The sequence below is a fragment of the Arthrobacter cheniae genome (assembly GCF_003602275.1).
Lineage (GTDB): Bacteria > Actinomycetota > Actinomycetes > Actinomycetales > Micrococcaceae > Arthrobacter_D > Arthrobacter_D cheniae.
The window spans coordinates 396,463-415,221 of the sequence record NZ_QZVT01000001.1 but is presented as its reverse complement, the minus strand read 5'-3'; the positions used below and the strand labels follow the sequence as shown (position 1 = coordinate 415,221).

The following is an 18,759-nucleotide window of genomic DNA, read 5'->3' as shown; positions in this document are numbered from 1 at the left end:
GGGTCAGCGGGCCCCGAGCAGGTGCTCGATGAAGAGCTGCTGCAACTTCACGAAGCCGAAGCCCTTGCCGTTGAAGTAGGCATCGGTGTCGAAGTCCTCGTAGGAGGAGCGGTCGGCGCGCAGCACCTCGTAGCCCTCACCCTCGTTGAGCGTGGGCTCGTTGATCTCGGACACGCGGGACGCGGTGAGTGCCGCCTGCACCTCGGGATCGGCGCGGAAAGCTGCGGCGCGTTCCTTGAGCAGCAGGTAGGTCTGCATGTTCGCGGCGGCAGAATCCCAGACTCCGTCCATGTCCTCGGTGCGGCTCGGCTTGTAGTCGAAGTGACGCGGTCCGTCGTAGGACGGCCCACCCGTGGGGCCACCGTTCTCCAGCAGGTCCACGAGGGAGAAGGCGTTCTGCAGGTCGCCATGACCGAACACGAGGTCCTGGTCGAACTTGATGCTGCGCTGACCGTTGAGGTCGATGTGGAACAGCTTGCCCTGGTAGAGGGCCTGGGCAATTCCGTGTGTGAAGTTGAGGCCGGCCATCTGCTCGTGGCCCGTCTCCGGGTTGATGCCAACCAGTTCAGGGCGCTCGAGCGTCTCGATGAACGCCATCGCGTGTCCGAGCGTGGGCAGCAGGATGTCGCCGCGCGGTTCGTTGGGCTTGGGTTCGATCGCGAAGCGGATGTCGTAGCCCTTGTCGGTGACGTAGTCGCCGAGCAGGTTGACGGCTTCGCGGTAGCGTTCGAGGGCTCCGCGGATGTCCTTGGCGGCGTCGTACTCGCTGCCTTCGCGCCCGCCCCACATGACGAACGTCTTGGCGCCGAGCTCGGCTGCGAGGTCGATGTTGTCGAGGACCTTGCGCAGGGCGAAGCGGCGGACGCCGCGGTCGTTGCTCGTGAAACCGCCGTCCTTGAAGACGGGGTGGCTGAAGAGGTTCGTCGTCACCATGGGCACGATCAGGCCGGTGGAGTCGAGGGCGCCCTTCAGCCGGTCGATCTGCGCCCGGCGCTCATCGGCGGTGGAACCGAAGGGGAAGAGATCGTCGTCGTGGAAGGTGATGCCGTACGCGCCGAGGTCGCTCAGGCGTTCGACGGCCTCGACTGCGTCGAGGGGGGCGCGGGTAGCGGAACCGAACTGGTCCTGGGCTTCCCAGCCCACCGTCCAGAGTCCGAAGGAAAATTTGTCATCGCGAGTGGGCTCGATCGCCATTGAGTGCTCCAGGAAGTGTGTGTGACTAATATGTTGCCGTTACAAACATATTCGTTCCGCGCGGGGAGAGTCAAGGGGAACCATGTGCTTGCGTCCGGTGGCGTCGTTCCGGTGCTGTCCGGTCAGGCGGGCCGTGGGCGGACGCTGGCCCGGGGGATCAGCCGGGTGGACAACTCGATGCGTGGGCTCTCGACCGGCTCGCCCCGGATCAGTCGCACGAGGGTACGGGCGGCAAGCGTCCCCATCTCCGACAGCGGCTGCCGGACGGTGGTCAGGGGCGGCGACGCCCAGGAGGCCTCGGGCAGGTCGTCGAACCCGATCACGCTGAGGTCGTCCGGGATGCGCAGCCCCTGCTGACGCGCGGCCTCGTAGACCCCGAGGGCCATCTGGTCGCTCGCGGCGAAGATGGCGGTGGGGGGTTCCGTGAGGGTGAGGAGCTCGGTCCCGGCCGAGAAACCCGAGTGGTAGTCGAAGTCGCCGCTGATGACCAGGGCGGGGTCGAAGGCCACGCCGGCGGCATCGAGCCCTGCGCGGTAGCCGTCCAGCCGAGCCCTGCTGCACCACAGTCCCGGCCGTCCGGCGACGAAGCCGATGCGACGGTGGTTCTGTCCGAGGAGGTGCTCGGTGGCCGTCACGGCACCCGTCCAGTTGGTGGCACCGATGGTGGGTACCTCGAGGTCGGGCACTCCTGCAGGGTCGATCACCACGACAGGGAGGTTGAGGCGCTGGAGTTCCGCATGCAGGAACGAGTCGAGGTCGGTGGTGACGAGGATGGCCCCGTCACTCGCCCGGGCCGCCAGGATGTCGAGCCACTTGCGTGTCGAATCGGCGCCTCCGCGCCGGTGGATCGCCGAGACGACCACGGACAGGCCGTCGCCGTTGAGCGATTCCTCGACGCCACGGATGATCTCGACAGCCCAGGGGCTGTCGAGATCGTTGAACACGAGGTCGACGAGGCCAGACGGAGTGGGGGTGGTGGTGCCGCGGCGCCGGTAGCCGTACTCGCGGAGCAACGTCTCGACGCGCTCGCGCGTGGCGGGGGCGACGTCGGACCGGCCGTTGAGGACACGGGACACGGTGGGGACGGAGACGCCCGCCGCAGAGGCGATGGCGGAGATGGTCACCACTGGTTGGGCATTGTCCTGCACTCATCCTCCTCGGGAACACCGACGCTGCAATTGCGCACCCCCGGAAGCGAAATACATTTCACCCTTGACCTCTCGGGTGCAATGTTCCTCACCTACAGCAAGGGTATTTCCGGAAACTTCCGGAAATCAGAGACCGAAGTATCGGTCACCGCACCTCAGCACCTCAAAGGAGAGCTCATGCAGGTTCGTTCATCCATCGCCGCAACAGTCCTCGCGTCGGCCATGATCCTCCCCATGGCAGCCCCGGCACTCGCAGCCCCCGATCAGCCGTCCCGCTCGCAGGCGGTCGAGAAGAAGGACACCCTCCGCTGGGTGGCACCGCAGGACCTGAAGATCGGTACGGCCGTCGCGGGAGGCGGCCACCACGAGACGCAGCCCTACCCGGCCCCGTTCACCTTCGACCAGGAGTACCGGCAGCGCCTCGCGGCCGAGTTCAGCTCCGTCTCCCCCGAGAACCAGTCGAAGTGGGAGTTCGTCCACCCGGAGCACAACACCTACCGCTTCGCGGAGATGGACGCCATCGTGCAGTTCGCCCAGGAGAACAAGCAGGTGGTCCGCGGCCACACCCTGTTCTGGCACAGCCAGAATCCGGCCTGGCTCGAGGAGGGCAACTTCTCGAAGGACGAGCTGCGCGCCATCCTGAAGGACCACATCCAGACCGTGGTCGGCCGCTACGCGGGGAAGATCCAGCAGTGGGACGTGGCCAACGAGATCTTCAACGAAGACGGGACGCTGCGGACGACGGACAACATCTGGATTCGTGAACTCGGCCCCGAGATCATCGCCGACGCGTTCCGTTGGGCGCACGAAGCGGATCCGAAGGCCAAGCTGTTCTTCAACGACTACGGCGTGGAGGGCATAAACGCGAAGAGCAATGCCTACCTCGACCTGATTCCGAAGCTGCAGGCACAGGGCGTCCCGGTGGACGGCTTCGCCATCCAGGGGCACCTCAGCACGCGCTACGGGTTCCCGGGCGATCTCCAGGCCAACCTGCAGCGCTTCGACGCCCTCGGCCTCGAGACGGCGATCACCGAGATCGACGTGCGCATGGATGTCGCGGCGGGGACAACGCCCACCGACGCGCAGCTCGCGACGCAGGCGAGCTACTACCAGCGGGCCCTCGAGGCCTGCGTCTCGGTCGAGGAGTGCAACTCCTTCACCATCTGGGGCTTCACCGACAAGTACTCCTGGGTGCCCGTCTTCTTCAGCGGCGAGGGCGAGGCGACGGTCATGTGGAACGACTTCACGCGCAAGCCCGCCTACTACGCGCTGCAGGACACCCTCGAGCAGGCATCCTCGGGACGCGGCAACCGCTAGCCGGCCGGCCCGCTGGTCCGGGCGGGCAGGGGGCCCGCCCGGACCGTAGCGGAATCGGTTGTTCGAGACGAAGCACGTCATGAAACACGAAGAGCAGCACCCCCCCGGCGGCCGCGGAATGCCCGCGGCCGCCGCCTCGCCCCTGACTGGGAGCGGGGCGACATAACAAGGAGAATGATGAGACGACGTTGTCTGATTGCGGGCGCCACGGCCTTCGGCCTGGTGGCCGGAGCCGGTGCCCTGGCGCTGCCGGCGGCGAACGCCGAGGAGCCGGCAGTGCTCCTGAGCGAGGACTTCGAGGACGGTGACTTCGGTCCGCTGACCCAGAACGGCGGGGCTGCCCTGTCCGTGGTCGACGCCGACGGTGACAAAGCACTGCTGATCAAGGGCAGGGCGAACGACTACGACGGCGTGAAGACGCCGGCCAACCTCCTGCAGGCCGGTGGCACGTACTCCTTCTCGGCGCAGGTGAAGCTGTCCGCCGCCGCCGGAACGACGACGTCGGCCCGCTTCGTCGTCGAACCCGCGTACAGCTGGGTGGGAAACACGACGGTGTCCGCCGATGCATGGACCACGGTGAGCGGGACCTTCAACGCTCCTGCCGGTGCGGATCCCGCCACCCTGCGCGCCTACCTGGGAACAGGGGATCTCGGGGCGCCCTACGACTACCTCGTGGATGACGTCGTGATCACCGGCACCGCCGAACCGGGCGATGGCGGAACCTGGCAGCCCACCCCGGACCCGGCTTTCGTGCCCGGCGGTGCCGTCAACCCGACCACCACACCCGTCGCGACGGCCCGCGGCACCGGGAACGTCGTCGCCCTCACCTTCGACGACGGCCCCAACCCCGGCGAGACCACCGCGATCCTCGACCTCCTGCGGGACAAGGGCATCACCGCGACCTTCTGCATCATCGGCCAGAACGTGCAGGCCGACGGCGGAGCCGAACTGCTACGGCGCATCGTCGCCGAAGGGCACACCCTGTGCAACCACGGGACGTCCTACGCGGACATGGGCTCATGGACACAGGCGCAGGTCGAGTCCGATCTGAAGGAGAACCTCCGCATCATCCGCGCGGCCGGGGGCGACCCTGCGCTGGCGGTGCCCTACTTCCGGGCACCCAACGGCAGCTGGGGTGCCACGGGCGAGGTGGCCGCAGCGCTCGGAATGCAGCCGCTCGGTCTCGGGAACGTCATCTTCGACTGGGACGGCAACGACCTCAGCGAGGCCACGCTCACGGAGAATCTCCGCAAAGCCTTCACCCCCGGAGCCGTGGTGCTCGCACACGACGGCGGCGGTGACCGGTCGAACACGGTTCGGGCCGTGACGACCGTCGTCGGTGAGAAGCTGGCCGAAGGCTGGACCTTCGCGCTGCCGAGTGGTGGAGCGAGCGCCGGGGAGACAACCGGGATCACGAGCAGCTTCGAGTCGGGCACGGACGGCTGGACGGCGCGGGGCGACGGCGTGCAGGTCACCGCCGGAAGCGACGCACGCACCGGGACCGGGAGCCTGCTCGTCACCAACCGCACCCAGCCCTGGCACGGCGCGGCCCTCGACGTCACCGCGGGACTACCCGTGGGAGTAGCGGTGGAGGTGTCGGTCTGGGCGAAGCTCGCACCGGGACAGCAGCCGGCCTCCCTCAAGGTGTCCGTGCAGCGTGACAACGGCGGAGGGAGCGCCTACGACGGCGTGGCCGGTGCAGGCGCGACCGTCACCGCCGACGGCTGGACGCAGCTGAAGGGCACCTACACGCTCGGCGGCGCGGCGGACAAGGCTCAGGTCTACGTGGAGGGCCCCGTCGGCGTCGACTTCGTCCTCGACGACTTCAGCCTCGCTCCCTTCGCGGAGAAGCCGATCCAGACGGACGTCCCGGGGCTGAAGGACGTCCTCGGCGCCGACGGCATCGAGCACGTCGGTGTCGCCATCGATGCACGCGAAACCACGGGAACAGCGGCGGACCTCATCCGGAAGCATTTCAACGCCTTCACCCCGGAGAACGCCGGCAAGCCCGAGAGCGTGCAGCCGGTCGAGGGTCAGTTCGCCTTCACCCAGCTCGACCAGCTCCTGGATTTCGCGGACGCGAACGGCGTCGAGGTGTACGGACACGTCCTCGCCTGGCACTCGCAGACGCCTGCCTGGTTCTTCAAGGACGGCACCCGGGACCTGACGAACAGCCCTGCCGACCAGGCGCTGCTGAAAGCCCGCATGGAAGCCCATATCAAGGGCATCGCGGATCACATCGATGCGCGCTATCCCGAGGGCGACAGCCCCATCTGGGCCTGGGACGTCGTGAACGAGGTCATCGCGGACGGAGACACGGCGAACCCGCACGACATGCGGGACAGCCGCTGGTTCCAGGTCCTGGGTGAGGGCTTCGTGGACGAGGCCTTCCGCCTGGCGGACCGCTACTTCCCCGACGCCGCGCTGTTTATCAACGACTACAACACCGAGATGCCCGAGAAGCGCGCGGACTACCTCGACCTGATCCGCGGACTCGAGGCCCGAAACGTACCGATCGACGGCGTCGGGCACCAGGCCCACGTCGACGTCGCCCGGCCCGTGCAGTGGCTCGAGGACTCCATCAAGGCCGTGGAGGCGCTGAACCCCGAGCTCCTGCAGGCCATCACGGAACTCGACGTCAACGCCTCGACGGAGAACCAGGGTGCCGATGTCAGTGGCGCGCCGGTGGACCCCTACAGTCCCGCCTTCGAGAACGACGAGGATGCGGCAGCCGAGGTGGGCTACTACTACCGGGACCTGTTCTCGATGCTCCGCGAGCACAACGAGTCCGTCGATTCGGTGACGTTCTGGGGCATCAGCAACGCGCGCACCTGGCTGCGGACGTGGCCGATGGCCCGCCCATGGGAGCAGCCGCTGCCCTTCGACGACGACCTGCAGGTCACTCCGGCCTACTGGGGCATCGTCGATCCGTCACGGCTCCCGGCCCGTCCGGCCGACGTGCTGCCGCCGCGGATCGCCGACCAGTCGGACATCCAGGCCGTCTCCAACGGTGCCAGCGGCGCCAAGGTGGCGTACACCCTGCCGTCCGCCATCGACACCCTCGACGGCGCCGTCCCGCTGAACTGCGTGCCCGCTCCGGGCACCCGTTTCAGAATCGGTGTCACGACGGTCACCTGCACGGCTGCGGACGAGGCGGGCAACGTCCGGACCAGTTCGTTCGACGTCGTCGTCACACGCACACTGCACGGGAAGCCCTGACGGGTCCCGCTGCACGACGAAGCCCCTGTCCTCCTGGAGGGCAGGGGCTTCGTCGTGTCGTCCGATGCTCGTCGGCGGTGCGCTTCCTCCCACTGATCGACGTCGTTCGGTGGGAATGTTCGAACCTGCCCACTGTAGGTACCCGATCAGTGGGCAGGAGTTGTTCCTGCCCACTGTAGTGACCCGATCAGTGGGCAGAACCGCGCGCCGAGCCAGGTCCGGGTGACTCCGCGGAGACCGGGGGGGGGTAGGTCAGGCGTAGGTGCCGAGCAGCCTTACCGACCCGCCGTCGACGCCCTTGGCGCCCTGGATGTAATCGGGCCCGTCGACACTCCCGCCGCTCGCGGCGCGCACGCTCCCCATGACCCAGGACGGCAGTCCGGCGGCGTTCAGCTGGGCGAGCGCGGCATCCGCGCCCGACGCCCCGACGATCGCGACCATGCCGACGCCCAGGTTGAGGGTGCGCTCGAGGTCCGGCAGCGGCACGTTGCCGAGCTGGGAGACGAGCGTGAAGATCGGCGGCAGCTCCCAGGTGGAACGGTCCACCGAGGCTTCGAGCCCGCGGGGCAGCACGCGGGCGAGGTTCGCCGCCAGCCCACCACCGGTGACGTGACTGAAGCCGTGCACCTGTGCGGCGTCGTTGCGGGTCAGTGCGAGGCAGTCCGCGGCATAGATGCGCGTGGGCTCGAGGAGTTCCTCGCCCAGTGTCCGTCCGAGTTCCGAGACCTGCCGGTCGAGCGCCCAGCCCGCCTGGTTGATCACCCGGCGCACCAGGGAGTAGCCATTGGAGTGCAGCCCCGAGGAGGCCATGCCGATGACGACGTCGCCCTCGCGCACGCGCTCGGGGCCGAGCACGCGGTCGGCCTCGACCACGCCGGTCGCCGCACCCGCGACGTCGTACTCGTGCTCGCCGAGCAGTCCCGGATGTTCTGCGGTCTCCCCACCCACGAGGGCGGTGCCGGCGGCGGAGCAACCGGCCGCGATGCCGCGGACGATATCGGCGATCCGCTCGGGGACCACCTTGCCGCACGCGATGTAGTCGGTCATGAAGAGCGGCTCCGCGCCCACCACCACGATGTCGTCGACCACCATGCCCACGAGGTCGAACCCGATGGTGTCGTGGATGTCCATGGCCTGCGCGATGGCGACCTTCGTGCCGACGCCGTCCGTCGACGTGGCCAGGAGGGGCCGCGTGTAGGTCAGGAGGCGGGAGACGTCGAAGAGACCGGCGAAACCGCCTACCCCGCCGACGACCTGCTCGCCGTGCGTCGCGCGCACGGCGTCCTTCATCAGCTCGACGGCCCGGTCACCCGCTTCGACGTCCACTCCGGCGCTGGCATACGTGGTGGGGTTGGACGCGCTCATACCCGCTCTTTCTTGTCTTCATCGGTCAGGACCGCTTCGAATTCGGCATCCGGCCCGGGATCGCATCCCGTGGCACCGGACTTGTCGGCCGGGTCGAGGCGTTCCAGCAGGTTCTTGCCGAGACGGTCGTCATCGGGCAGTTCGATGGGGTAGGTGCCGGTGAAGCACGCCGTGCACAGGCGCTCGCGGGGCTGCTGCGTGGCGTCGATCATGCCGTCCTCGGAAATGTACGCGAGGCTGTCGGCTCCGATCGACGCACTGATCTCGTGGATCGCGGCGCCGTTGGCGATGAGTTCGGCGCGGGAGGCGAAGTCGATGCCGTAGAAGCAGGGCCAGCGCACGGGCGGCGACGAGATCTTCACGTGCACCGAAGCTGCCCCCGCCTCCCGGAGCATCCGGACGACGGCGCGCTGCGTGTTGCCGCGGACGATCGAATCGTCGACGACGATGATGCGCTTGCCGCGGATGACGGATTCCAGGGCATTGAGCTTCAGCCGGATGCCGAGCTGTCGCAGGGTCTGGCTGGGCTGGATGAAGGTCCGGCCCACGTAGGCGTTCTTCACGAACCCGTGAGCGAAGGGGATGCCCGATTCCTCGGCGAACCCCACGGCGGCGGGTGTACCCGACTCCGGGACGGGGATCACGATGTCCGCCTCCGCCGAGTTCTCCCGGGCCAGCTGGCGTCCCATCTCGACACGGGACTCGTAGACCGATCGGCCCGCGATCGCGGCGTCGGGCCGGGCGAGGTACACGTACTCGAAGACGCAGCCGGCGGCGGTCGGCGTCGCGAAGCGGCTGCTGCGCACGCCGTCCTCGTCGATGGCGATGAACTCGCCGGGCTCGATCTCGCGGATGTAGCTCGCACCGACGGTCGCGAGGGCTGCCTGCTCGGAAGCGACCACCCACCCGCGCTCGAGGCGACCGAGGACGAGAGGACGGACACCGTAGGCGTCGCGGGCGGCGTACAGGGTTCCTTCATCCATGAAGACGAAGCAGAAGGCACCGCGGATGCTCGGCAGGAGTTCCATCGCCGTGTCCTCGAGCGAGCGGCCGTCGTTGCCGGCGAGGAGTGCGGTCACCAGTGCGGTGTCGGTGGTGTTGCCCTGGGCGAGTTCACCGGCCCGAGGCTTGCCGTGGCGCGCGAGGACCATCTGGTAGAGCTCGGCGGAGTTCGTGAGGTTGCCGTTGTGGGCGAGGGCCACGGTGCCGGCGGCGGTGGCGCCGAGGGTGGGCTGCGCGTTGGCCCAGTGCGAGGACCCGGTGGTCGAGTACCGGCAATGCCCGACGGCGATGTGCCCGGTCAGGGTATTGAGGGTGGACTCGTCGAAGACCTGGGAGACGAGGCCCATGTCCTTGTAGACGTTGATCCGGCGGCCGTCGCTGGTCGCGATGCCCGCCGATTCCTGGCCGCGGTGCTGCAGCGCGTACAGGCCGTAGTAGGCGAGCTTCGCCACCTCCTCACCGGGCGCCCAGACGCCGAAAACACCGCAGGCATCCTGTGGTCCTTTTTCGCCGGGAAGAAGATCGTGGGAAAGTTGTCCGTCGCCGCGCACCATTCGGCCATTCTCTCACGGCACGCAACGCCACCCGAGCGAAGAGTCGGTTGCGTACGGCCCTGCGGAGCGCTGCCGAGCCCTGCCGGGTCAGGCGGCGTCGTCGTCGAACGTGCGCTCCGCCCGGGCACGCTCGGCCTTCTTGATGCTGCGGCGGTCGAAGACGAGGACCAGCAGGGCTGCCAGAAGCAGCCCCGGCAGCGCGAAGGCGACGGTGAAGAAGCCCAGTACGGATTCACGCGTAAGGGTGGGATCAACCGGACCGGTGTAGGCGACGACGAGCGCGGCCAGGAAGCCGACGATCGCACCGACCGCCATGAACGGCACGAACTTCGGAGCCCTGCGCACGGTCACTTCACGGTAGGCGGAAGGATCGACTCGGGCCGCGGCGGCGCGCTCCGACGGCTGTCCGACCGGCGGTGCCACGCGGTCGGCAGGCCCGGGCTGCCCGTCCGCCGGCACGGCGCCGCGCGTATCGGGCTGCTCGGGGGTGCTGCTCGGCGTGGGCTGCTCGGAGGTCATGCTTTAAGGCTACCGGGCATCAGCGTTCCCGCTGGACGAGCTGGTAGCCCGCTTCGCTGAACACCAGGGTGTAGTCGGACCCCGGGTAGCGCTGCTCGGCGTGGGCCTCGGCGTTCCCCGGCCTGACCGGCCCCCAGCTCCAGTCATCGGCGTCGACGATGAGGTAGTCCGGCGGCGGGTTGAGGTTGCCCAGCCAGTAGACCCGGGTCTCGGGGACCAGGTACGCCATGAGCACCACGCCGGTTTCGACCGTCGACGCCTGGGGGATGAGGCTCATCATGCGGTGCGCCGCGTCCCAGCGCTCCGACTGCCGGTAGGTTTCCGGCTCGGCGAGGACGGCGAACTTCTGGCTGGGCAGCAGCACCAAGGAGGCTGCGACGGCGGCCGGGACCCCCATCAGGGCGACGGCGCGGACCCAGCTGCGGCGGCTCCTGCGGAGCGAGAGCACGCCGTCGAGCAGGGCGAGGAACAGGACGGGCATGAGGACCGCACTGTAGTGCCATTCGGGACCCCAATAGCCCTCCTGGCCCGAGGCGAACCGCCAGAGCAGCGTCGGCAGGAGGACGAGGGTGAGCGAGGACCGGAGGAACAGGAAGCCGCCGGAGACCAGGAGCAGCAGGAGTGTCTCGTGCTTCGCGGTGCCGGAGACGAGGTCGACGACGGCGCCTCCGGGGTCGGCGATCATCGAGCCCAGGTCGATCCGGTCCGAGTAGTCGTACTGGCCGGTGGCGTTGAGGGCGGGCAGGATCAGGCGGACCGAGGCGATCAGCCAGAGTGCCCCCCACAGGGACAGCCACAGCCCCGCCGCGGTCCGGAGCCGCCAGGCGATGACCAGTCCGAGGGCCATGACCGTGAGCCCGAGGTCCTCCTTCACGAAGACCAGCAGCCCGCCCCAGACGACGGCGGGCAGCATGCGCCGCCGCAGCAGGGCTTCCAGGCTCAGGGCGAGGAGCGGGACGGCGAAGGCGATCTCGTGGAACTGCGCCGCGACGGCGGACTGCAGCCCCCAGGACAGGGCATACGCGACCCCCACGGCGATCCCCATCACCGGTGAGACCAGGCGCATGCCGGTTCGGGCGATCACCACCACCGACAGCCCGAAGAGGAGGTTCTGCACCATGAGGATGGTGAGGCCCGACGGCGCCAGCGCGTAGGCAGGTCCCAGCAGCACGAGGAGGGGATGGAAGTGGTCCCCCAGGAGGTTGAAGCCCTCCCCCTTGATCGGGACGATCGGTGTGCCGAAGCCCGCGTATGCCTTCGCGAGCTGCGTGAAGATCCCGAGGTCCCACGACGGTGACTCCAGGGTGTTCCACTGGGTCACCGAGAAGACCGAGTAGATGAGCGTCGCGGCGAGGCCGGTGAGCCAGGCTCCGAGGGGCTGGCGGTGCAGGGCTGCGACGGAGCGCTCGCGGAGGGTTCGGAGCCGGTCCGCCCGATGGCCGGACGAGCGGTGGCCGGCTGCCGTGGAGGCGCGCCCTGCAGTGCCGGCTCCGGTCGTTCCCGCCGCGGACGGTCGGTCGGTACTCATCCCCGAGGTCCGAAGAGAGGCAGCCAGGCGCTCAGGTCGGCCCGCTGTCCGGACGCAGCGACCTTGCCTGCGGCGACGGCATCCGGCCACGTCGTCCTTCCCTCGACGAGGGCCAGCCACGTGGACGCATCCATTTCGACGACGTTCGGGGGAGTGCCGCGGGTATGGCGCGGGCCCTCGACGCACTGCGTCACGCCGAAGGGTGGCACGCGCACCTCGACGCTGTTGCCGGGCGCCAGCTCGGCGAGTTCCTCGAGGGTGAAGCGCACCGCCATCGCGAGGTCCGGCCGGCCGGCCGACCCGGCGGCAACCGACGTCAGTGCCCGCCGGCCGTCCTCCGGCGTGATGCGTCGTCGTGCCATGGTCCTGCCGTCCCTAGTCGAGCAGGGCCATGACCGGGGCGGCGAGGCGCAGGCTGCCGACCGGACGGCCTCCACCGAAGACCGGCTGGACGACCTTCTCGAGGACGGCGCCCACCTTCTCGGCGTCGATCGCTCCGGACGCGGCGAAGAGCGTGAGGCCGACGAGGGTGGCCGCGCGGGAGTTGCCGTCGAGGACCTTCAGGGCCAGCGACGCCCCTGTCCGGGCGCCCAGGACGAGCACGCCCTCCGCGCCGCTCTTGGCGACGACCCCGAGGTCCTCCATGACCACCGAGTTCTCCATCCCGTTGCCGTGCACGGCCCATGGATAGTCGAGCATCGCGGTCGCGATGGTCGCCGCGCGGGCATCGGCGTGCTTGTCCGACGGCGCCCTGGTCACCTTGCCGATGCCCCGTGCGAGTCCCGTCAGCGAGACGGCGGCGACGGGAGCACCGCAGCCATCGATGCCCCAGGCCGACACCGGCTCCTCCGTGTACTCCTCGATGACCGAGGCCACCGAGCGCTGGAGCGGATGGGAGGGTTCGAGGTAGGTCGAGGTGTCCCACCCGTTCTCGGTGCAGGCCCACAGGAAGGCCGCATGCTTGCCCGAGCAGTTGAAGGCGATGCGCTGCTTGCCTTTGCCCTCCCGGACGAGGTCGTTGCGGGCTTCCTCGTCCTGCGGCCAGTCCTCGGGGCACTGGAGGTGCTCCTCGGTGACGCCGGCGGCATCGAGCATGGTCCGCACCACGTCCATGTGCTCCTTGCTGGCGACGTGGCTGGCGGCCGCAAGGGCCACCTGCGGTCCGCGCAACGGCACGCCGGCCTTCATGCTGGCCAGCGCCTGGAACGGCTTCAAGGTGGAGCGGGGGAAGATCGGGCTCGTGATGTCCCCGAGCTCGGTCACGACCGAGCCGTCCGCTGCGAGGACGACGGCGGCACCGACGTGGCGGGACTCGATGAAGCCGTTGCGTTCGAGGACGGCGAAGTCCACGGCGTCAGCCGTAGTGAAGGTGGAGGGCATGATTCCAGTATTCCCTATCCTCTCCGTGTGATCGCTGTGGGTTCAGGGCCCGGCCTGCACGGCTGCGCCCACCGGAGTGGACGGTCATCCGATGGGCGCAGGTCGTGTGGAGCGCGCCGCTCCTGGTTCAGGGGTCGGTCCGCCGGCTACTTGACCGTGAACTGCACGGACTGCCAGCCCGACGCGCCGTTGGGGACGGTCTCAGCACGCTCGTCGGTCTGGACGCCATCGACCGCGTCCGTGGCCCGCGCCCGTACGGTGTGCAGACCGGCGTCCAGGGTGAGCTCGTGCGACCACTGCCGCCAGGTGTCCACCGAGGCCTCGGCCGCGAGGGTCACGGGCTCCCAGTCGCCGCTGTCCACGGAAACCTCGACCTTGGTGATGCCCCGCTGCTGGGACCAGGCGACACCACCGATCATCACCGCACCGGCGTCCAGCGAGGCGAAGGACTGCGGTACCTCGACGCGGGCCATCGTCTTGATGGGGCCCATCTCGGACCAGCCGCGATCGGTCCAGTAGGCCGTCCTGTCGGCGAACCGCGTCACCTCCAGGTCGACGACCCACTTGGTCGCCGAGACGTAGCCGAACAGGCCCGGCACCACCATCCGGACGGGGAAGCCGTGCTCGACGGGAAGGGGCTCGCCGTTCATGGCGACTGCCAGGATGGCGTCGCGGTCGTCCTGCAGCACGGGCAGGGGAGTGGAGGCGCTGAAGCCGTCCGAGCTCGTCGACAGGACCATGTCGGCGCCTTCGAGGGGTTTCGCCCGGGCGAGGACCTCGCGGAGGGGGTATCCGAGCCACTTGGCGTTGCCGGCCAGGTAACCGCCCACGGGATTCGAAACGCACGTCAGGGTGATGTGGCGCTCGATCAGGTCGGCGTCGAGGAGGTCCTGGAAGGTAAGTTCGAACTCCTCCTCCACCATCCCGTGGACGCGGAGCACCCAGTCGTCGGTCGTGAGCTGGGGGACGCTGAGCGCCGTGTCGATCCGGTAGAAGTCCCCGTTCGGGGTGACGAAGGGTGTCACGCCCGGAACGGGGGACTGCACACCGGCAGGGAGCGCGGGAGCCGGGCTCGACGGTGCGGGGAACTCCAGGCTGTCGCGCACGGCGGCGATGTTGTTGCGTGCTCCCGACAGCAGGCGCCCACCACCGGCAGCCGCGGCGGCGACGACGGCGGTGACACCGGCGGCGGCGAAGAACCCGCGGCGCGAGGTGCTGCCGGGTGTCCTCGAGGTGGTTGCGGCAACCGGGCCCGCGACGTCGTCGTCGTTCCCGAGTGTCCCCTCGCCCGACTCGACGACGGTCACGCCGGGACGAGTGCGGTCCGAGCCCGGGTTCTTGGCTGCGGTGGCGGGTGTGGAGGTGGCGGGAGCGATGGCGGCGTGGCGCAGGCGAGCGACGAGCCAGCGGAGGGCGAGCAGGCCTGCAGTCGTGCCGACGACCGTGGGGATGGCATCGGGGAGGGAGGCTCCGGCGCGCGTCAGGACGCAGGCCACGATGATCGCACCCATGAGGAGCACTCCGGCGGCGCCCAGCACCCACCTCCGAAAGGCGACGAGGCCGAGGATCGCAGCCAGGAGGGTGATGGTGACACCCATCCCGATCAGCAGGGCAAGCTTGTCGTTCGTCCCGAACGTCGCGATCGCGAAGTCCTTCATCCAGGGCGGGGTGAAGTCGATGAAGGTGGATCCCATAGCGATGACGGGTGTGGCGCTGGCACGGAAGAAAGCGCCGACGAGCTCGGCGACACCGAGCACCATGCCCGCAGCGATGATGCCTGCGAGCGCGGCAAGGAGGGGGAGGCCGCGGCGGGGCTTGGTGGAGTTGCTCATGCGAAGTATTCGGAGAGGCAGCGGGGCAGTATGGGTACCGGCCTCCGTAACAGGCGCCGCACACTGTGTGGGCCCGGGCACCTCCAGTACGCTGTCCTACTGTGAAGGTTCTAGTGCTGGGCCCCGGAGGCCGCGAACATGCCATCGTCCGGGCGTTGCTGGCCGACCCCTTCGTCCGGGAGGTGCACGCAGCACCCGGCAACGCCGGTATCGCCGAGGACGTGCCGACCCACGACATCGATGCCAGCGATCCGGCCGCAGTGACAGGCCTCGCCCGACACCTCGGCGTCGGCCTCGTGGTCATCGGTCCCGAGGCGCCGCTCGCCGCGGGGATCGCGGATGCGCTCCTTGACGAGGGCATCCCCGTCTTCGGCCCTACCAGGGCAGCGGCGCAGCTCGAGGCCTCCAAGGCCTTCGCGAAACAGGTCATGGCTGCTGCCGGCGTACCGACGGCGATGGCGCGCGTCGCCGCGACCGACGAAGAGGCCGGTGAGGCGCTCTGCACCTTCGGCGCCCCCTATGTGGTGAAGGACGACGGCCTCGCCGCGGGCAAGGGAGTCGTGGTCACCGACGACCTCGACGAAGCCCGAGCCCATGCGTCCGCCTGTTTCGCGGCGGGGGGCACGGTGGTGATCGAGGAATACCTCGACGGACCCGAGGTGTCCCTCTTCGTCCTCTCCGACGGGCGGACCGTCGTCCCGCTCGCGCCGGCCCAGGACTTCAAGCGCATCCACGACGGCGACCAGGGTCCGAACACCGGAGGCATGGGCGCCTACTCACCGCTCGAGTGGGTCCCGGCGACCCTCGTCGAGGAGGTCATCTCACGCGTTGCCCAGCCCGTGATCGACGAGATGGCCCACCGCGGCACGCCGTTCGCCGGCGTCCTCTACGTGGGGCTCGCCCTCACCTCCCGCGGCATGCGCGTCATCGAGTTCAACGCCCGCTTCGGCGACCCCGAGACCCAGGCCGTGCTCGCCCGGCTGGCGACGCCCCTCGGCGGCGTGCTGCTCGCGGCCGCCAAGGGCACCCTCGACCAGATCGATCAGCTGAACTGGTCGCCGCAGACGGCCGTCGCCGTCGTGCTCGCATCCGAGAACTATCCCGACACTCCCGTTACCGGACGACGCATCCGGGGCCTGAAGAAGGCAGGCAAGGTCGACGGCGCCACCGTGCTGCATGCGGGAACCGCGCTGCGCGACGGCAAGGTGGTCAGCGCCGGCGGCCGCGTGCTGGCCGTCGTCGGGCTCGGGGACTCCCTGGAGGACGCGCGCTCCACCGCCTATGAGGGCCTCTCCCTGATCGAGCTCCAGGGCGGGCAGTTCCGGACGGACATCGCGCTCAAGGCATCCCGCGCCGAAGTCACCGTCTCCGGACCCGCGGCGGCTACGACATGAGCGGCTTCGTGCCCCCGCACGTCGACCTCCCGGGCTGGCGGCACGTCTACTCCGGCAAGGTACGCGACCTGTACGAGCCTGAGGACGGGCCCGACGACGTCGTCCTCGTGGTCGCCAGCGACCGCATCAGCGCATACGACCACGTCCTCGCCACCGAGATCCCCGACAAGGGCCGCGTGCTGACGCAGCTCAGCCTCTGGTGGTTCGAGCAGCTCGGCGGTATCCCGAACCATGTGATCGCCGCCGATGCGGCAGGCGGTGTCCCCGCCGCCGTGGAGGGCCGGGCCATGATCTGCCGCAAGCTCATCATGTATCCCATCGAGTGCATCGCGCGCGGCTACCTCACGGGAAGTGGGCTGATCGAGTACCGGGCGTCGCGGACCGTGTGCTCGTTGCCGTTGCCCGAGGGCCTCGTGGACGGCTCGCGCCTGCATCCCGCGCTCTTCACTCCCTCCGCGAAGGCCGAGGTGGGCGAGCACGACGAGAACATCACCTATGACGCCGTCGTCATGACCGTGGGTGACGACGCCGCGGCCGAGCTCCGCACGCTCACGCTCGACATCTACGCGAGGGCCGAGGCGATCGCGCGCGAGAGGGGCATCATCCTCGCGGACACGAAGGTGGAGTTCGGGCTCGACCCTGCCACGGGGCGCATCACGCTCGGGGACGAGGTGCTGACGCCGGATTCCTCGCGTTTCTGGGATGCGGCCCTCTACGCGCCCGGGCAGGCGCAGTCGTCGTTCGACAAGCAGTTCGTCCGCGACTGGCTGACGTCCGACGCCACGGGCTGGGACCGCTCGTCGGAGCCTCCCGCGCTGCCCGACGACGTCGTCGAGCGCACACGCGCACGCTACGTCGAGGCGTACGAGCGGCTGACGGGTCGCGCGTTCGCCTGACGCCTGACCCGCCGGCGGCGTGGTGGCCCGAGCTACCGGTGCGTCCGCCCCTCGGCTACGGGGGACAAAGCTCGTGACCGGAGCGTTATCGTACAAACCTGCCTAGGCCGGTCGGTACCACGGCTGCAGCCGCAGTTCACGATGATCAGCGGTTCCATCGCCTTCTCAGCAACCCATCCGCTACAGCGCCGTGCGGAGCCCCGGGCAGGGCCGCGCTCGAACCAACGAGGAGCACAGTGACTACCACCTCCCGCAGCACCAGCCATTCAACGTCTGCGCGCCGTATGGCGCTGACACGCGCGGCGGTTGCGATCGTCGCGACCGGCGGGCTCCTGCTGCCGGCCACAGGAGCCGTCGCAGCACCGCCGTCATCGGTCCAGGCGGCGTCGGCCGCAGCTCAGAAGCACCCGGGAGCGTCCATCCCGCTCCCCGGTGCGTCGGGAGCTGAGGGTATCGCCGCAGGCAGGGGATCAACGTTCTACGCGGGAGACCTCGGCGACGGCGACATCTACCGTGGCGATATCCGGAAGGGCACTGCGGAACCCTTCATCGACGCACCGGACGGCAGGGTCGTTGTCGGGTTGAAAGCCGATGTGAAGAACGATCTGCTGTTCGTCTCAGGCGGTGCCAAGGGTCAGGCCTACGTGTACGACACCCGCACCGGCGCCCCCGTCGCCGACGTCCGGTTGACGACGGCAGAGGCCTTCATCAACGACGTCACACTCACGAAGGACGGGGCATACTTCACCAACTCCCGCCGCGCCGAGCTCTACTTCATCCCGGTCGGCCGGCACGGGGAGCTCGGTGAGGTGCAGACGATTCCGCTGTCCGGCCCGGCGGCCCTGGTGGAAACCGGTTTCAACCTCAACGGCATCACGTCGGTCGACGGCGGAAGGACACTGATCGTGGCGCACTCCGTCAAGGAATCCCTCTACACCGTTGACCCGGACTCCGGAGTGAGCGCTGTCATCGCAACCGCCGCACTGCCCAACGTCGACGGCATCCTTGCCAAGGGCGACACCGTGTACGCCGTCCAGAACAGGAAGAACCAGGTCAGCCGCATCGACCTGTCGAACGACCTTGCGAGCGGTCAGGTGGAGGACGTCATCAAGAGCCCGCGGTTCGACGTCCCGACGACGGTGGCCCTGTTCGGCAAGACGCTGGCCCTCGCCAACGCGAAGTTCGGCGCCCTGAATCCCCGCGGCTATGAGGTCGTGACCCTCTCGGCCCGCTGAACCAGCCGGATACACAGGAAGCCCGCTGGTCCCCAGCGGGCTTCCTGTGTATTGATCCGGTCGGGGTGACAGGAATTGAACCTGCGACCTCGTCGTCCCGAACGACGCGCGCTACCAAGCTGCGCCACACCCCGGTGCTCCCACGCGGGAGGACGAACCTCCCGAACAGCAACTGT

The 18,759-nt window shown here is 69.0% G+C and carries 14 protein-coding genes and 1 tRNA gene; 5 read left to right on the top strand and 10 right to left on the bottom strand.

What is annotated here, in order from left to right:
* Positions 1-3: 3 nt before the first annotated feature.
* Both xylA and D6T63_RS02005 read right to left on the bottom strand, forming a co-directional pair.
* Positions 4-1,194, bottom strand: coding sequence for a xylose isomerase (xylA, locus tag D6T63_RS02010; protein ID WP_120147333.1), 1,191 nt, complete (start codon positions 1,192-1,194; stop codon positions 4-6).
* 122 nt (positions 1,195-1,316) lie between these two features.
* Entirely contained in the window at positions 1,317-2,342 is a 1,026-nt protein-coding gene (locus D6T63_RS02005) for a LacI family DNA-binding transcriptional regulator (RefSeq protein WP_120147332.1), read from the bottom strand.
* Between the two features lie 177 nt (positions 2,343-2,519).
* Here D6T63_RS02005 and D6T63_RS02000 point away from each other — a divergent pair, with 177 nt between their 5' ends.
* Both D6T63_RS02000 and D6T63_RS01995 read left to right on the top strand, forming a co-directional pair.
* On the top strand, positions 2,520-3,659 hold the full coding sequence (locus D6T63_RS02000; protein WP_120147580.1) for an endo-1,4-beta-xylanase: 1,140 nt from the start codon (positions 2,520-2,522) through the stop codon (positions 3,657-3,659).
* 177 nt (positions 3,660-3,836) lie between these two features.
* Positions 3,837-6,878, top strand: coding sequence for an endo-1,4-beta-xylanase (locus D6T63_RS01995; RefSeq protein ID WP_182976841.1), 3,042 nt, complete (start codon positions 3,837-3,839; stop codon positions 6,876-6,878).
* A gap of 252 nt (positions 6,879-7,130) precedes the next feature.
* Here the strand turns inward: D6T63_RS01995 and purM are convergent, their stop codons facing one another.
* The 7 genes from purM to D6T63_RS01960 form a co-directional block, all read right to left on the bottom strand.
* A complete protein-coding gene (gene purM, locus D6T63_RS01990) occupies positions 7,131-8,243 on the bottom strand; it encodes a phosphoribosylformylglycinamidine cyclo-ligase (RefSeq protein WP_120147330.1) in 1,113 nt (370 codons plus the stop codon).
* Entirely contained in the window at positions 8,240-9,799 is a 1,560-nt protein-coding gene (gene purF / locus D6T63_RS01985) for an amidophosphoribosyltransferase (protein ID WP_120147329.1), read from the bottom strand. The genes purM and purF overlap by 4 nt, the downstream gene beginning before the upstream one ends.
* Positions 9,800-9,886: 87 nt before the next feature.
* Positions 9,887-10,318: a hypothetical protein gene (locus D6T63_RS19665; protein ID WP_235830495.1), complete on the bottom strand. Its 432-nt coding sequence runs from the start codon at positions 10,316-10,318 to the stop codon at positions 9,887-9,889.
* A gap of 19 nt (positions 10,319-10,337) precedes the next feature.
* Positions 10,338-11,846, bottom strand: coding sequence for a DUF2079 domain-containing protein (locus D6T63_RS01975; RefSeq protein WP_120147328.1), 1,509 nt, complete (start codon positions 11,844-11,846; stop codon positions 10,338-10,340).
* Complete coding sequence (locus tag D6T63_RS01970; protein ID WP_120147327.1) at positions 11,843-12,208, bottom strand: sterol carrier family protein; 366 nt, start codon at positions 12,206-12,208, stop codon at positions 11,843-11,845. Before D6T63_RS01970 ends, D6T63_RS01975 begins: the two co-directional genes overlap by 4 nt.
* Before the next feature lie 13 nt (positions 12,209-12,221).
* Positions 12,222-13,226, bottom strand: a complete 1,005-nt coding sequence (locus D6T63_RS01965) for an asparaginase (RefSeq protein WP_120147326.1) — start codon at positions 13,224-13,226, stop codon at positions 12,222-12,224.
* A gap of 146 nt (positions 13,227-13,372) precedes the next feature.
* Positions 13,373-15,058, bottom strand: coding sequence for a molybdopterin-dependent oxidoreductase (locus tag D6T63_RS01960; RefSeq protein ID WP_120147325.1), 1,686 nt, complete (start codon positions 15,056-15,058; stop codon positions 13,373-13,375).
* Between the two features lie 101 nt (positions 15,059-15,159).
* Here D6T63_RS01960 and purD point away from each other — a divergent pair, with 101 nt between their 5' ends.
* The 3 genes from purD to D6T63_RS01945 all read left to right on the top strand — a co-directional run bounded on the left by purD (position 15,160) and on the right by D6T63_RS01945 (position 18,583).
* Positions 15,160-16,452 (top strand): phosphoribosylamine--glycine ligase, encoded by a 1,293-nt coding sequence (purD, locus tag D6T63_RS01955; protein WP_120147324.1) that lies wholly within the window; start codon positions 15,160-15,162, stop codon positions 16,450-16,452.
* Complete coding sequence (locus D6T63_RS01950; RefSeq protein WP_120147323.1) at positions 16,449-17,348, top strand: phosphoribosylaminoimidazolesuccinocarboxamide synthase; 900 nt, start codon at positions 16,449-16,451, stop codon at positions 17,346-17,348. Before purD ends, D6T63_RS01950 begins: the two co-directional genes overlap by 4 nt.
* A 236-nt stretch (positions 17,349-17,584) precedes the next feature.
* Entirely contained in the window at positions 17,585-18,583 is a 999-nt protein-coding gene (locus D6T63_RS01945) for an SMP-30/gluconolactonase/LRE family protein (protein WP_235830494.1), read from the top strand.
* Positions 18,584-18,643: 60 nt separating this feature from the next.
* On the opposite strand, the gene D6T63_RS01940 is transcribed toward D6T63_RS01945, so the two are convergent.
* A tRNA-Pro gene (locus tag D6T63_RS01940) sits at positions 18,644-18,717 on the bottom strand.
* Between the last annotated feature and the right edge of the window lie 42 nt (positions 18,718-18,759).

Excerpts from the sequence above, each read along its gene's own strand:
- D6T63_RS01950 (WP_120147323.1), top strand. The coding sequence starts at position 16,449 with ATGAGCGGCTTCGTGCCCCCGCACGTCGACCTCCCGGGCTGGCGGCAC.
- D6T63_RS01970 (WP_120147327.1), bottom strand. The coding sequence starts at position 12,208 with ATGGCACGACGACGCATCACGCCGGAGGACGGCCGGCGGGCACTGACG.
- purF (WP_120147329.1), bottom strand. The coding sequence starts at position 9,799 with ATGGTGCGCGGCGACGGACAACTTTCCCACGATCTTCTTCCCGGCGAA.
- D6T63_RS01995 (WP_182976841.1), top strand. The coding sequence starts at position 3,837 with ATGAGACGACGTTGTCTGATTGCGGGCGCCACGGCCTTCGGCCTGGTG.
- D6T63_RS19665 (WP_235830495.1), bottom strand. The coding sequence starts at position 10,318 with ATGACCTCCGAGCAGCCCACGCCGAGCAGCACCCCCGAGCAGCCCGAT.
- D6T63_RS01965 (WP_120147326.1), bottom strand. The coding sequence starts at position 13,226 with ATGCCCTCCACCTTCACTACGGCTGACGCCGTGGACTTCGCCGTCCTC.
- purM (WP_120147330.1), bottom strand. The coding sequence starts at position 8,243 with ATGAGCGCGTCCAACCCCACCACGTATGCCAGCGCCGGAGTGGACGTC.
- xylA (WP_120147333.1), bottom strand. The coding sequence starts at position 1,194 with ATGGCGATCGAGCCCACTCGCGATGACAAATTTTCCTTCGGACTCTGG.
- D6T63_RS02000 (WP_120147580.1), top strand. The coding sequence starts at position 2,520 with ATGCAGGTTCGTTCATCCATCGCCGCAACAGTCCTCGCGTCGGCCATG.
- D6T63_RS01975 (WP_120147328.1), bottom strand. The coding sequence starts at position 11,846 with ATGAGTACCGACCGACCGTCCGCGGCGGGAACGACCGGAGCCGGCACT.
- D6T63_RS01960 (WP_120147325.1), bottom strand. The coding sequence starts at position 15,058 with ATGAGCAACTCCACCAAGCCCCGCCGCGGCCTCCCCCTCCTTGCCGCG.